General features: G+C 62.8%; 11 protein-coding genes. 10 read left to right on the plus strand and 1 reads right to left on the minus strand.

The features are described from left to right. The first annotated feature begins 28 nt into the window (after positions 1–28). The 6 genes from clsB (at position 29) to MB84_RS04220 (ending at position 8,392) form a co-directional block, all read left to right on the plus strand. The gene (gene clsB, locus MB84_RS04195; protein WP_052652934.1) at positions 29–1,186 is read left to right on the plus strand and encodes a cardiolipin synthase ClsB; all 1,158 of its coding nucleotides are present in this window, start codon (positions 29–31) and stop codon (positions 1,184–1,186) included. A 184-nt stretch (positions 1,187–1,370) separates the two neighbouring features. Next, complete coding sequence (locus MB84_RS04200) at positions 1,371–1,964, plus strand: TetR/AcrR family transcriptional regulator (RefSeq protein WP_046290871.1); 594 nt, start codon at positions 1,371–1,373, stop codon at positions 1,962–1,964. A gap of 48 nt (positions 1,965–2,012) precedes the next feature. After that, entirely contained in the window at positions 2,013–3,800 is a 1,788-nt protein-coding gene (locus MB84_RS04205) for an acyl-CoA dehydrogenase C-terminal domain-containing protein (RefSeq protein WP_046290872.1), read from the plus strand. Positions 3,801–3,877: 77 nt separating this feature from the next. Further along, positions 3,878–6,262 carry a 3-hydroxyacyl-CoA dehydrogenase/enoyl-CoA hydratase family protein gene (locus tag MB84_RS04210; protein WP_046293399.1) on the plus strand — a complete coding sequence of 795 codons (2,385 nt, stop codon included), beginning with the start codon at positions 3,878–3,880 and terminating at the stop codon, positions 6,260–6,262. Positions 6,263–6,279: 17 nt separating this feature from the next. Next, a complete protein-coding gene (locus MB84_RS04215) occupies positions 6,280–7,479 on the plus strand; it encodes an acetyl-CoA C-acyltransferase (protein ID WP_046290873.1) in 1,200 nt (399 codons plus the stop codon). A 145-nt stretch (positions 7,480–7,624) separates the two neighbouring features. Then, positions 7,625–8,392 carry an enoyl-CoA hydratase gene (locus MB84_RS04220; RefSeq protein WP_046290874.1) on the plus strand — a complete coding sequence of 256 codons (768 nt, stop codon included), beginning with the start codon at positions 7,625–7,627 and terminating at the stop codon, positions 8,390–8,392. A gap of 132 nt (positions 8,393–8,524) precedes the next feature. On the opposite strand, the gene MB84_RS04225 is transcribed toward MB84_RS04220, so the two are convergent. Continuing rightward, a complete protein-coding gene (locus MB84_RS04225) occupies positions 8,525–8,944 on the minus strand; it encodes an acyl-CoA thioesterase (RefSeq protein ID WP_046290875.1) in 420 nt (139 codons plus the stop codon). A gap of 141 nt (positions 8,945–9,085) precedes the next feature. On the opposite strand from MB84_RS04225, the gene MB84_RS04230 reads away from it, so the two are divergent. The 4 genes from MB84_RS04230 to MB84_RS04245 all read left to right on the plus strand — a co-directional run bounded on the left by MB84_RS04230 (position 9,086) and on the right by MB84_RS04245 (position 14,708). After that, entirely contained in the window at positions 9,086–10,999 is a 1,914-nt protein-coding gene (locus tag MB84_RS04230) for an ABCB family ABC transporter ATP-binding protein/permease (protein WP_046290876.1), read from the plus strand. Positions 11,000–11,115: 116 nt separating this feature from the next. Continuing rightward, positions 11,116–12,072 carry a LysR family transcriptional regulator gene (locus MB84_RS04235; RefSeq protein ID WP_046290877.1) on the plus strand — a complete coding sequence of 319 codons (957 nt, stop codon included), beginning with the start codon at positions 11,116–11,118 and terminating at the stop codon, positions 12,070–12,072. A gap of 276 nt (positions 12,073–12,348) precedes the next feature. Then, complete coding sequence (locus MB84_RS04240) at positions 12,349–13,635, plus strand: Glu/Leu/Phe/Val family dehydrogenase (RefSeq protein ID WP_039396137.1); 1,287 nt, start codon at positions 12,349–12,351, stop codon at positions 13,633–13,635. Between the two features lie 164 nt (positions 13,636–13,799). Then, positions 13,800–14,708 (plus strand): glutamate/aspartate ABC transporter substrate-binding protein, encoded by a 909-nt coding sequence (locus MB84_RS04245; RefSeq protein WP_046290878.1) that lies wholly within the window; start codon positions 13,800–13,802, stop codon positions 14,706–14,708. Positions 14,709–14,787 lie beyond the last annotated feature (79 nt).

Here is a 14,787-nt window from a genome sequence, read left to right on the forward strand (position 1 = left end):
GCGTGCCCATCGTCCCCGCGCCCAGCCGATGAGCAAATATCTGCCGTTCTCCCGCGACAACGAACTGGCACTGCTCTATCTCGGCGCGAACTACTTCACCGCCCTCATCGACGCCATCGATCGCGCCGAGCATGATGTGGCGCTGGAGACATACATCTTCGAAGCCGACGATGCCGGGCAGAGCGTCAGCGCCGCGCTTGAACGCGCGGCACAACGCGGCGTCAAGGTGCGGGTGATCACAGACGGCATCGGCACGAGCCGGCGCTTGCCGTACTTCGACGCGTGGCGTGAAACGGGCGTGGCGCACCGCATCTACAACCCCCGGCTTTTCGGCAAGTTCGGCTTCTCGCGTACGCATCGCAAGATCGCGATCGTCGATCACACGGTGGCGTTCGTGGGGGGCATCAACATCATCGACGACCACAACGGTGGTGGCGGCACGCGCATGGACGATCCGCGCTGGGACTTCGCCGTGCAGTGTCGGGGGCCCATCGTCGCCGAGATCGTGGCGGCGTTTCACTTCCAGTGGTTGCGTCTCGCGCCGGGGTATCTCGGCACGCCGTTTCGCCATCGTCGGCGCGGTCTGCGCGGGCGTTTGCATGCACCCTATCCGGGGCAGGCGGCCTTCGTCGCGCAAGACAACCTCCACAATCGTCGCGCGGTCGAGAAGGCCTATCTGATGGCGCTGGGACGGGCGCGTCACGAGGTGTGGCTCGCCAATCCGTACTTCGTACCGGGACGACGTCTGCGACGCGCCCTCACGCAGGCCGCCAGACGCGGCGTGTCGGTGCATCTGCTCATCGGCCGCAAGGAGTTCCGTCTGCTGGACATGGCGGTGCCGTGGCTGTACGCGAAGCTGCTCGACGCCGGAGTGCGCATCGGTGAGTACGACATGCGCCAGTTACACGGCAAGGTGGCGGTGGTGGACGATGTCTGGGCGACGGTCGGCTCGTCGAATCTCGACGCGCTGTCCCTGTTTCTGAATCACGAAGCCAATGTCGTGGTGCTCGACGATCCCGTTGTCATCGAGCTGCGCGACCATATTCGTCGCGCGTTCGGGGAGGCGCACCTGATCGATCCGGAGCGTTACGGCGAACGCTCGCGCTGGCGGCGCTTGCGTCAGTGGATGGCCTACCGGCTCTATCGCCTGACGATGAAACTGCTCACGCGCGGCAAGTACGACTGAGCGGCGTCCGCCCCTCCCCAAGCGCCTGCCCGCGCCCGCCGGGCCGGGGTCCGCATGCAATACCGATTAGGTATTCCGATCTAATAAATTCCTTGTTACCCCATGGACGTTTCCCAATAATAGGACGGCCGTTCGATTTTTTGGTTAGCATCGAAGAACGGATAACCAAAGCGATGCAAAACATATGCGAAAGGGTGAACAGACACGTGCCGCGATCCTGAATGCCGCGCTTGAACTGGCGGGGCGGGATGGGCTTGAGGGGCTGACGATCGGCTTGCTGGCCGATCGTATGCAAATGAGCAAGAGCGGTGTCTTCGCGCACTTTGGGTCGCGCGAGGATTTGCAGATCGAAGTGCTGATGGAATACCACCGGCGCTTCGATGAAGAAGTGTTCGCTCCCAGCATGGAGGCGCCGCGCGGCCTGCCGCGACTCAGAGCGCTGGTGGATCGCTGGATGGATAAGCGGATTCGCGAAGTAACGACGGGCTGCATCTATATCAGCGGCGCTGTCGAGTATGACGATCGTGCGGCCAGTCCGGTGCGCGAAGCCTTGGTGAAAAGCGTGCAGTTGTGGCGGTCCGCCCTGCTGCGCGCGATTACGCAAGCGAAGGAGGAGGGGCATCTGCGCCCGGACACCGATCCGCGCCTGATGCTCTTTGAAATGTACAGCCTGACACTCGGCCTGCATCACGACGCGCGCTTCCTTCGGGACCCCGGCGCCGTCGACATGACCCGGGTGGCACTGGAAAAACTGATTTCGTCTTATCAGCGCGGGTGAGGCGCGAGCCGTCCGCGATTCGATTCGATTTGTTCGGAGGAGTAGGTCATGGGACAGTACAACGCGCCGCTGCGCGACATGCAATTCGTCATGCACGAACTGCTGGGCGTGGAAAACGAATTGAAGGCGATGCCCAAGCACGCGGACATCGATGCCGACACCATCAATCAGGTGCTCGAAGAAGCCGGCAAGTTCTGTAGCGAAGTCGTCTTCCCGCTCAATCAGGTGGGGGACCGCGAAGGCTGCAAATACGAAGGCGATGGCGTCGTCACGACGCCCACGGGCTTCAAGGCGGCCTATGAGCAATATGTCGAAGCCGGCTGGCCGTCCCTGGCGTGCGATCCGGAATTCGGCGGTCAGGGACTGCCGCAGGTCGTGAACAACGCCCTGTACGAAATGCTCAACTCGGCCAACCAGGCATGGACGATGTATCCCGGCCTGTCGCACGGCGCTTACGAGTGTCTGCACGCCCACGGTACCCCCGAACAACAAGCCACCTATCTGCCGAAGATCGTCTCGGGCGAATGGACGGGCACGATGTGCCTGACCGAGCCGCACTGCGGCACCGACCTGGGCATGCTGCGCACGAAAGCCGAGCCGAATGGCGACGGTTCGTACGCCATTTCCGGCACCAAGATCTTCATCTCGGCGGGCGAGCACGACATGGCCGCCAACATCGTCCACCTCGTGCTGGCACGTCTGCCGGACGCGCCGCCGGGAACGAAGGGCATCTCGCTGTTCGTCGTGCCGAAGTTCATCCCCGATGCGAACGGCGCACCGGGCCAACGCAACGGCATCAAGTGCGGCTCCATCGAACACAAGATGGGCATTCACGGCAACGCCACGTGCGTGATGAACCTCGACGACGCGAAGGGCTGGCTCGTCGGCGAACCGAACAAGGGCCTGAACGCCATGTTCGTGATGATGAACGCGGCGCGTCAGGGCGTTGGCATGCAAGGCATGGGGCTGACCGAAGTCGCCTATCAGAACTCGCTGGTGTACGCGAAGGAACGCATTCAGATGCGCTCGCTCACCGGCCCGAAGGCACCGGACAAGCCCGCCGATCCCATCATCGTGCACCCGGACGTGCGTCGTATGCTGCTCACGCAGAAGGCCTATGTGGAAGGCGGTCGCGCGTTCTCGTACTGGACCGCGCTGCACATCGACAAGGAACTGTCGCACGGCGACGAAGCCGAGCGTAAGGAAGCGGCCGACCTCGTCGCGCTGCTCACGCCGATCATCAAGGCGTTCCTCACGGACAACGCTTTCGAGTGCACGAACCATGCCATGCAGATCTACGGCGGTCACGGGTTCATCTCCGAGTGGGGCATGGAGCAATACGTGCGCGATGCGCGTATCAACATGATCTACGAAGGCACCAATTCGATTCAGGCGCTCGACCTGCTCGGCCGCAAGGTGCTTGGCGACATGGGCGCGAAGCTCAAGAAGTTCGGCAAGCTCGTGTCGGACTTCGTAGAAGCCGAAGGCACCAAGGAAGAGATGCAGGAGTTCATCAATCCGCTCGCGGATATCGGTGACAAGGTCCAGAAGCTGACGATGGAAATCGGCATGAAGGCAATGGCCAATCCGGATGAAGTGGGTGCGGCGTCCGTGCCGTATCAACGCGTGGTCGGCCATCTGGTCTTCGCGTACTTCTGGGCGCGCATGGCACGTATTGCACTGGACAAGCAAGGCAGCGGCGACAAGTTCTACGAATCGAAGCTTGCCACGGCGCGCTTCTACTTCGCCAAGTTGCTGCCGGAGACCGCGTCGCAAATTCGCATGGCCCGTGCCGGCGCGAAGACGCTGATGGAAGTCGACGTCGACCTGTTCTGAGAGCGGAGGAGATCACCGTGAGCCAAACCAACAAACCCCTGGTCGTACGCAAGGTCGCCGTGCTCGGCGCCGGCGTGATGGGGGCGCAGATTGCCGCGCACCTCGTCAACGCGAAAGTGCCCGTCGTACTGTTCGATCTGCCGGCCAAGGAAGGCCCGAAGAATGGCGTCGTCACGCGCGCCATCGAGAGCCTGAAGAAACTGAGCCCTGCGCCGTTCGCCGACAAGGCCGACGCACAATACATCGAAGCCGCGAACTACGAGGACGACCTCGAAAAGCTCGCTGGCTGCGACGTGGTGATCGAAGCGATCGCCGAGCGTATGGACTGGAAGCACGACCTGTACAAGAAGGTTTCGCCGCATCTGGCCAAGCACGCGATCTTCGCGTCGAACACGTCGGGCCTGTCGATCACCGAACTTTCGGAAGGCTTCGACGCCGATTTGAAGGCACGTTTTTGCGGCGTGCACTTCTTCAACCCGCCGCGTTACATGCATCTGGTCGAGTTGATCCCGACCGCAACGACCGCGCCGGAGATCCTCGATCAGCTCGAAACGTTCCTCACGTCCACGCTCGGTAAGGGTGTGGTGCGTGCGAAGGACACGCCGAACTTCATCGCGAACCGTGTCGGTGTCTTCTCGATTCTGGCGGTGTTCGCCGAGGCGCAGAAGTTCGGCATTCCGTTCGACGTCGTCGACGACCTGACGGGCAGCAAGCTCGGTCGCGCCAAGTCGGCCACGTTCCGCACCGCAGACGTGGTGGGTCTGGACACGATGGCGCACGTCATCAAGACGATGCAGGACGGCCTGAAGGACGACCCGTTCGCCCCGACGTACGCTACGCCGCCTGTGCTCAAGGCACTGGTCGAGAAGGGCGCGCTCGGCCAGAAGACCGGCGCGGGCTTCTACAAGAAGGAAGGCAAGGTCATCAAGGTGCTCGACCCGCAAACGGGTGAGTACGTCGAGTCGGGCAAGAAGGCCGACGAAATGGTCGCGCGCATTTTGAAGAAGGCACCGGCGGAGCGTCTGCGTCTGCTGCGCGAGTCGACCAACCCGCAGGCACAGTTCTTGTGGGCCGTGTTCCGCGACGTCTTCCATTACATCGGCGTGTATCTGGAGCAGATCGCCGATAACGCACGCGAAGTCGACTTCGCGATCCGCTGGGGCTTCGGCTGGACCACGGGCCCGTTCGAAGACTGGCAGGCGGCGGGCTGGAAGGACATCGCCCAGTGGGTGCAGGAAGACATCGACGCGGGCAAGGCTCTGTCGAACGCCCCGCTGCCCAAGTGGGTGACGGGCGGTAAAGTGGCCGAAGCCGGTGGCGTTCACACCGCGCAAGGCTCGTACAATCCGGCAAAGGACGCCTTCGTGCCGCGCAGCACGCTGCCGGTGTATCAGCGTCAGGTGTTCCCGGCCTCGCTCGTGGGTGAGGCCAGCGCCGATCCGCGCAAGTTCGGCAAGACCATCGAAGAGACCGACGCCGTGCGTCTGTGGGTCGACGAGACCCCGGGCCAGGACGACGTGCTGATCGTCTCGTTCAAGACGAAGATGAACACCATCGGGCCGGACGTCATCGACGGTCTGACGCGCGCCATCGATCTGGCCGAGCAGCAGTATCGCGGCGTGGTCGTGTGGCAGCCGACGTCGCTCAAGCTCGGCGCGCCGGGCGGTCCGTTCTCTGCCGGGGCCGATCTGGAAGCCGCCATGCCCGCTTTCATGATGGGCGGCGCCAAGGGGACCGAGCCGTTCATCAAGAAGTTCCAGGACGGCATGATGCGTGTGAAGTATGCGCAGGTGCCGGTCGTCTCGGCCGTGTCCGGCATCGCGCTGGGCGGTGGCTGCGAACTGCTGCTCCATAGCGCCAAGCGCGTGGCGGCGCTGGAGAGCTACATCGGTCTCGTGGAAGTCGGCGTCGGCCTCGTGCCGGGCGGCGGGGGCCTTAAGGAAGCGGCGATCCGCGCGGCCGAAGCGGCTACCGCCGCCGGTAGCGTCCAGTATTTGCAGTTCGTGACGAAGTCGTTCACCAACGCCGCGATGGCGAAGGTCTCGGCCTCCGCGCTCGACGCCCGCGACATGGGCTATCTCAAGCCGTCGGACACCATCGTCTACAACGTGCACGAACTGCTGTCGGTCGCCCGCAACGAAGCGCGCGCGCTGTCGGTGGCCGGTTACCGTCCGCCGCTCAAGCCGGCAGGCATTCCGGTGGCAGGCCGCTCGGGCGTGTCGACGATCAAGGCGTCGCTCGTGAATATGCGCGACGGCAACTTCATCTCGGCGCACGACTTCCTGATCGCCTCGCGCATTGCCGAAGCCGTGTGCGGCGGCGACGTCGAAGCGGGCAGCCTCGTGAACGAAGAATGGCTGCTGGCGCTTGAGCGTCGCGCCTTCATCGAACTGCTGGGCACGTCGAAGACCCAGGAACGCATCATGGGCATGCTGCAGACCGGCAAGCCGGTGCGCAACTAAGCCGACCGGAGACTGACATGAGCAAACAACTGCAAGACGCCTATATCGTTGCCGCCACGCGTGCGCCGATCGGCAAGGCACCCAAGGGCAGCTACAAGAACACGCGTCCGGACGATCTGCTCGCGACCATCCTCAAGAGCACACTCGCTCAGGTGCCGGATCTCGATCCGAAGGTCATCGAGGACGCGATCATCGGCTGCGCCATCCCCGAAGCCCAGCAGGGCCTGAACGTGGCGCGTATCGGTGCGCTGCTCTCGGGACTGCCGAATACGGTCGGCGGTGTTACCGTCAACCGTTTCTGCGCCTCGGGCCTGACCGCACTCGCGATGGCGGCCGACCGTATTCGTGTGGGTGAGGCCGACGCCATGATCGCTGGCGGCATCGAAAGCATGAGCATGGTGCCGATGATGGGCAACACGCCGTCGCTCTCGCCGTCGATCTTCGAGCGCGACGAGAACGTGGGCATCGCCTACGGCATGGGCCTGACCGCCGAGAAGGTCGCGCAGCAGTGGGGCGTGACCCGCGAAGCGCAGGATGCCTTCGCGCTGGCCTCGCACCAGAAGGCGATCAAGGCCCAGCAAGCCGGTGAGTTCACGAACGAGATCACGCCGATCGAGATCGTCGAGCGTTTCCCGAATCTCGCAACCGGCGAAGTGTCGGTCAAGACGCGCACGCTCTCGCTCGACGAAGGTCCGCGTCCCGACACGTCCATCGAAGGGCTGGGCAAGCTGCGTCCCGTGTTCGCTAACAAGGGGTCGGTGACGGCCGGTAACAGCTCGCAGACGTCGGACGGCGCGGGTGCGCTGCTCGTCGTGAGCGAAAAGATCCTCAAGCAGTTCAACCTCACGCCGCTCGCGCGTTTCGTGTCGTTCGCCGTACGCGGCGTGCCGCCCGAGATCATGGGCATCGGACCGAAGGAAGCGATTCCGGCGGCGCTGCGTGCCGCAGGGCTGAGCCAGCAGGACATGGACTGGATCGAACTGAACGAAGCGTTCGCCGCGCAGGCGCTCGCCGTCATCAAGGATCTGGACCTCGACACCAGCAAGGTCAACCCGATGGGCGGCGCCATTGCGCTGGGTCACCCGCTGGGCGCGACCGGTGCGATCCGCGCTGCGACCGTGGTGCACGCGCTGCGCCGTCACAATCTGAAGTACGGCATGGTGACGATGTGCGTGGGCACCGGCATGGGCGCGGCGGGCATCATCGAGCGCATGTAAGTCAGCGGATGCCGTCGGTGCGCGGGCGGCACGTCAGACACTACGATTGACGACGGCTCAGGACGCCGGGGTGCGGTTTCGCGAATGCGTGGCTGCCCCCGGCGTCGTCATCTGTCGCTATTGAGACACCGAGGAGACACACACGATGGAAGACGTATTGGTGCAGCGTCAGGGCGCGGTGCAGGTGCTCACGCTCAACCGCGTTCAGAAGAAAAACGCGATCACCGCCGACATGTATCAGGCGCTCGCCGACGGGATCAACGAAGCCGAAGACGACGCGTCGCTGCGCGTGATCCTGATTCAGGGCCAGCCCGAAGCCTTCTCGGCGGGCAACGACCTCGAAGATTTTCTGAAAAATCCTCCCAGGGACGAGAGCGCCCCCGTGTTCCAGTTCCTGCGTGCGATCAGTCAGGCGACCAAGCCGGTCGTGGCCGCCGTGGCGGGCAATGCCGTCGGTGTGGGCACGACGATGCTGCTGCACTGCGACGTGGTCTACGCGGCCGATTCGGCCCGTTTCGCGCTGCCGTTCTCCCAGTTGGCGCTGTGTCCGGAGGCGGCGTCGAGCTGGCTGCTACCGCGTGTGTCGGGCTATCAGCGCGCCGCCGAGAAGCTGCTTTTCGGTGAGCCGTTCGATGTGAACGAAGCGGTCGCGATGGGCTTCGTCAATCGGATCGTGCCCGCCGCCGAGCTGGCAGCGTTCGCGGCGAAGCGTGCTGCGCAACTGGCCGCCATGCCTGCCGGGTCGCTGCGCGTGACCAAGCAACTGATGAAGGCTGACGGCGCAAGCGACGTACAGGCACGCATTGGCGAGGAGGGCGTCGAGTTCGCCAAGCGTTTGCTGTCGCCCGAGGCCCGGGAAGCCTTCACCGCCTTCTTCGAGAAGCGCAAGCCGGATTTCACCAGGATTTCGTAAGGTCTGCCGCCCTCGGACCGTCGGTCCATGCGGTGAAAAGACAAACGCCGCACGCCCCCGATTCGCGAGGCGTGCGGCGTTTTTATGTGTGGCACCTGTCGGACGGTCGCACGAGGTCACCGTCCCGGAGACTCAACTGACGGCGTCGAGCTTCGGCAGCGGGCGCGGACGGCGGTCTTCGTCGGTCGCCACGTACGTCACCATCGCCTCGGTCACTTTGACGATCTCGTGCGACAGGCGCATGCGCTGGGCGTACGCCTCGACATAGACGGTAATCGACGTGTTGCCCGTCTTGACGATGGTCGCGTAGAAGCTGAGCAAGTCGCCTACGAAGACCGGCTCCTTGAACAGGAACGAATTGACGGCGATGGTCGCCACACGGCCGTTGGCGCGTTGTGCAGCGGGGATCGATCCGGCGATGTCGACCTGTGACATGATCCAGCCGCCGAAGACGTCGCCATGGGCGTTGGCGTCGGCGGGCATGGGCATCACGCGCAACGCCAGTTCTTTTTCTTCGGGCAGGGCCGTGAGGGCAGGGGTCGGGGTACTCATGAGGTTCCTTGCTAGAGCGGGAAAGCCGGCCGGCGTCGATTTGGCGCGGTTCAGCGCGCGTCGCCGGGTTCTGCGAAAATACGTCATCGACGATTCTAGCGGAAAGCCCTCTCCCGAGCCGGACGCCGCCCCACCCCCACCATGAGACGTTTTACTCCGGCCGAGCCCGCGCCGGCAGCCTCCGGCAAGCCCGATGCCGCCAGACCGGCGCGCGGCGACTGGCAGGTCATCAAATCCCTGATTCCCTATCTGATGGCGTTTCGCGGCCGCGTCACGCTGGCGCTGTCGTGCCTGATACTGGCGAAGGTCGCCAATCTCGGCGTGCCGGTCATCATGAAGCACATCGTCGACGCCCTTGGCCCGGTGGCGTCGCTCTCGGCCACGGCGCGTGCCACGAACGATCCTAGCCTGATCGTCGTGGGTGGCCTTGGCATGCTGGTGATCGCTTACGGCGTGGTGCGCCTGTCGACGTCGCTCTTCACAGAACTGCGCGAAATCCTGTTTTCGAAGGTGACGGAAAGCGCCGTGCGTCAGATCGCGCTCAAGGTGTTCCGACATCTGCACGCGCTGTCCTTGCGGTTCCATCTGGAGCGGCAGACGGGTGGCATGAGCCGCGACATCGAGCGGGGCACACGAGGCATCCAGTCGATGATCTCGTACTCGCTCTACAGCATTCTCCCCACACTCATCGAAGTCGCGCTGGTGCTCGGCTTCTTCGTCGTGCGCTACGAAGCGTTCTACGCCGTCGTCACGCTCGTGGCGCTCGTGTTCTACATCACCTTCACGGTGAAGGTCACGGAGTGGCGCACACACTTTCGTCGCACGATGAACGAACTCGATTCGAAGGCCAATGCCCGTGCCATCGATTCGCTCATCAACTACGAGACGGTGAAGTACTTCGGCAACGAAGCCTTCGAGACGCAGCGCTACGACGAGAACCTCAAGCGTTATCGCGCGGCCGCGATCCGCTCGCAGAACTCGCTCTCCGTGCTGAATTTCGGCCAGCAGGTGATCATCGCCAGCGGGCTGATTCTGATTCTGTGGCATGCCACGCAGGGCGTGATGAGCGGGCGCATGACGCTCGGCGATCTCGTGCTGGTTAACACGTTCATGTTGCAGCTCTACATTCCGCTGAATTTCCTCGGCGTGATCTATCGCGAGCTCAAGCAGGCAATGACCGACATGGATCGCATGTTCACGCTGCTCGACGTGAATCGCGAGGTGGCCGATCCGCCGGGCGCGCAACCGCTGGTATGCAATGGCGGCACCGTGCGATTCGAACACGTGAACTTCGGTTACGAGCCGACGCGCCAGATACTGCACGACGTCGATTTCACCATTGCGGCGGGCACGACGACCGCTGTCGTCGGCCACAGCGGCTCGGGAAAATCGACGCTGTCGCGTCTGCTGTTCCGCTTCTACGACGTAGGCTTCCCGGGACTCGACGGCGGACGCATTTCCATCGACGCTCAGGACATTCGCCACGTCACGCAGGATTCGCTGCGCGCCGCCATCGGCATCGTGCCGCAGGATACGGTGCTGTTCAACGACACCATCTACTACAACATCGCGTACGGCAATCCGTCCGCATCGCGTGAGCAGGTGATTGCCGCCGCGCGCGCCGCACACATTCACGACTTCATCGAAAGTCTGCCCGCCGGTTACGAGTCGATGGTCGGCGAGCGTGGACTCAAGCTTTCCGGCGGTGAAAAGCAGCGCGTGGCGATTGCGCGGACCATCCTCAAGAATCCGCATATTCTGATTTTCGACGAGGCGACGTCGGCACTCGATTCGCGCTCGGAACAGGCGATTCAGACGGAGTTGCGCAACATCGCACGCGAGCGGACGACGCTCGTCATCGCGCACCGTCTCTCGACGGTAGTGCATGCGGCGCAGATCATCGTGCTCGACAAGGGACGCATCGTGGAGCGCGGTACGCACGATCAGTTGCTGCACGCCGAAGGCCTCTACGCACAGATGTGGGCGTTGCAGCAGCAGCGTCGCGGCGGGGAAGGGGATGCCGAGGCATCGCATTTCGCCACGGTGGTGTCCTGAGCGCGACCGGGCCTGAGTGTGCGCAGTTCTGCGTGGGGATGACAGACACGGGTCTGTCATCCCGGCAGGCGATTGAGTAGACTGGCGCACTGACATCGCCTGCGCGGGAGCACCGCATGGAAATCAAGTGGCTCGAGGACTTTGTGTCCCTCGCCAAGACGAACAGTTTCAGCCGCTCTGCGGAATTGCGTCACGTGACGCAGCCCGCGTTCTCGCGGCGTATCCAGTCGCTCGAAGCGTGGCTGGGCAGCGAACTTATCGACCGGTCCAGCTATCCGACGCGCCTCACGCCCGCCGGCGAGGTCTTCTACGAGCAGGCGCTGACCTTGCTCGCGCAGGCGCAGGAAGCCCGCGCGCTGCTTCGCGAACAACGCTCCGCCGACCATTCGGTGATCGACTTCGCCGTCCCCCACACGCTCTCCATGACGTTCTTCCCGCGCTGGCTCAAGTTGCTGGAGAAGCGTCAGGGCTTGCTGCGCAGCCGTCTGCGTGCGCTCAACGTGCACGACGCGGCCATGTCGCTGACCGACGGCGGCTGCGATCTTCTGATGTGCTACTACCACCCGAGCCAGCCGCTGCAGCTCGACTCGGCGCGCTACGAGATGATCGTGCTCGGCAGTGAGCGCTTCAGTCCGTACAGCGCCCCGGCCGCGCAAAAGCGCGCCCGTTTCAAGTTGCCCGGAACCCCCGAAGCGCCGGTGCCGTACCTGGCTTATACGTCCAACGCCTACCTCGGCCGGATGGCCGATCTGCTCGTGGGGGATGTGTCCAGCCGTCCGCATCTGGACAAGGTCTACGAAACGGACATGGCGGAAGCGCTCAAAGCGATGGTGCTCGCCGGACACGGCGTGGCGTTCCTGCCCGAGAGCGCGGTGGTCGACTCGGTGGCGCGCGGCGAACTGATCGACCTCGCGCCGCAGGGCAAAGCCGCGACGCCCTGGCATCTGGACATGGAAATCCGTCTGTATCGCGACCGGCTCGCTCATACGGACGCGAGCAACCGCCGCGAGCGCGCCAAGCGCGACGTCGTCGAAGCCTTCTGGCAGGCCGTTCGGGATCAGGTCAAAGGCTAGGAAATAGACAGCCTCAATAGACCGGATATGCAGTAGGGCTTCAGGGCGCAAAGGGGGATTCGCATCCGGTAAGGAGGCCACCGTTGACGGGCAATCACGACCACTTGCCTGACGTACCGGGAAAAAGACGGGGACCTCATATCTATGCAGGAAATGCATAGATGCATGTTTATTCGGCATTGGATTGTTAATCGGGGTTCTTTGTAAAGTGCCAGCCATTCGTGTCGCTGGCGCGGTGTGTGTCGGCGGTGCAGATTGAAGCCGGAGAATCCAACGATGTCTCAAACGTCACATGCCTTGCCCTCTTACCTCGACGCCGAACACCTCGGTCCGTGGGGTAATTACCTCCAACAGGTCGACCGCGTTACCCCCTACCTCGGTTCGCTCTCGCGCTGGGTCGAAACCCTCAAGCGCCCGAAGCGTATTCTCGTGGTCGACTGCCCGATCGAACTCGACAACGGCACCATCGCCCACTTCGAGGGGTATCGCGTTCAGCACAACACTTCGCGTGGCCCCGGTAAGGGCGGCGTGCGTTTCCACCAGGACGTGACGCTGTCCGAAGTCATGGCCCTGTCGGCCTGGATGTCGGTCAAGAACGCCGCGGTGAACGTGCCCTACGGCGGCGCCAAGGGCGGTATCCGCGTCGACCCGCGCAAGCTTTCGCGCGGCGAACTGGAGCGTCTGACGCGCCGCTACACCAGCGAAATCAACATCATCATCGGACCGACGAAGGACATTCCGGCACCGGACGTCAACACCAATGAGCAGATCATGGCGTGGATGATGGACACCTACTCGATGAACGAGGGTTCCACCGCCACGGGCGTCGTGACCGGCAAGCCGATTTCGCTGGGTGGCTCGCTGGGTCGCCGCGAAGCGACCGGCCGCGGTGTGTTCGTGGTGAGCTGCGAAGCAGCCCGCCGCCTGGGCATGGATGTGCGCGGTGCGCGCGTGATCGTGCAGGGCTTCGGCAACGTGGGCGGTATCGCTGCCCGCCTGTTCCATGAAGCGGGCGCACATGTCATCGGCGTGCAGGATCACACCGGCACGATCTACAAGTCGGACGGCCTCGATGTGCCGAACCTGCTCAAGCACGTGGCCGAGACCGGCGGCGTGGGCGGTTTCCCGGCAGCGGAAACCATGAAGGATGAAGAGTTCTGGTCGCTCGACTGCGAATTCCTGATCCCGGCCGCGCTGGAAAACCAGATTACCGAGAAGAACGCCGACCAGATCCGCGCCAAGGTCGTGGTGGAAGGCGCCAACGGCCCGACCACGACGGCTGCGGACGACATCCTGCGTAGCAAGAACATTCTTGTGGTGCCGGACGTGGTCGCCAACGCCGGTGGTGTGACGGTGTCGTACTTCGAATGGGTGCAGGATTTCTCGAGCTTCTTCTGGACCGAGGAAGAGATCAACCAGCGTTTGGAGCGCATCATGCGCGAGGCATTCGACGGCGTGTGGCACGTGGCGCAGGAGCATCAGGTTTCGCTGCGTACAGCGGCATTCATCGTCGCGTGTAGCCGTATTCTGCAAGCGCGTGAAATGCGCGGTCTGTACCCCTGATCGATAGGGTATAGTCCTGCTAAGTAGTAATACGCATTCGTGCGTAAAAAGGAACGTTCGGGGCGAGTTACGTCAAAAAAGACGCTCGTTCCGAACAATCGAGAATAAAAAAATCGGTAATTGCAGTGCTAAAATGCACTCGTTTTTGCCAAGGAGACCAAGGAATGACCCTCTCGAAAATTGCGTTGGCGATGTGCTGTGTTGGCCTGATGGCAGGTGCTGCTCAGGCTCAGGAAGCCGGTACCCTCAAGAAGATCAAGGACACGGGCATCATTTCGCTGGGACATCGCGAATCGTCGATCCCGTTCTCGTTCTATGACAACAACCACAATGTTGTCGGTTATGCCAACGACGTCGCTCAGGCGATCGTTGCTGAAGTCAAGAAAGACCTGAAGCTCGCGAAGCTGGACGTCAAGCAGACGCCGATTACGTCGCAGAACCGCATTCCGCTGGTTCAGAACGGCACGATCGACATCGAGTGCGGTTCGACCACGAACAACGCGGACCGTCAGAAGCAGGCTGCCTTCTCGAACACGTTCTTCATCATCGGCACGCGTCTGCTGACGAAGACCTCGTCGGGCGTGAAGGATTTCGCCGACCTGAAGGGCAAGAACGTCGTCACGACGGCTGGCACGACGTCTGAGCGTCTGCTGCGCGAGATGAATCAGAAAGACAACTTGGGCATGAACATCATCAGCGCCAAGGATCACGGCGAAGCCGCCATCACGCTGCATCAGGGTCGTGCCGTGGCGTTCATGATGGACGACGCACTGCTCGCAGGCGAACGTGCCAAGTTCAAGGATGCCAAGGACTACAGCATTGTCGGCAAGGCCGCTTCGTACGAAGCCTACGGCTGCATGATGCGCAAGGACGATCCGGCGTTCAAGAAGGTGGTGGACAAGGCCGTTGCCGATTACCAAAAGTCGGGTCAGGCACAGAAGGACTACGCCAAGTGGTTCCAACAGCCGATTCCGGCACTGGGTGGTGTGAACATGGACTTCGCACCGTCGGCTGAAATGGCTGCCCTGTGGAAGAATCCGAACGACAGCGCAGAAGTCAACGGCGCAAAGTAAGCCGCCAGGCTCGCTGATTCGTCCGGCGTAAGCAGGTAAGTCCGAAGCGGAAGGAGTCAATCCTTCCGCTTCTTTTTAA

Source organism: Pandoraea oxalativorans, assembly GCF_000972785.3.
In the GTDB taxonomy this organism is placed as follows: domain Bacteria; phylum Pseudomonadota; class Gammaproteobacteria; order Burkholderiales; family Burkholderiaceae; genus Pandoraea; species Pandoraea oxalativorans.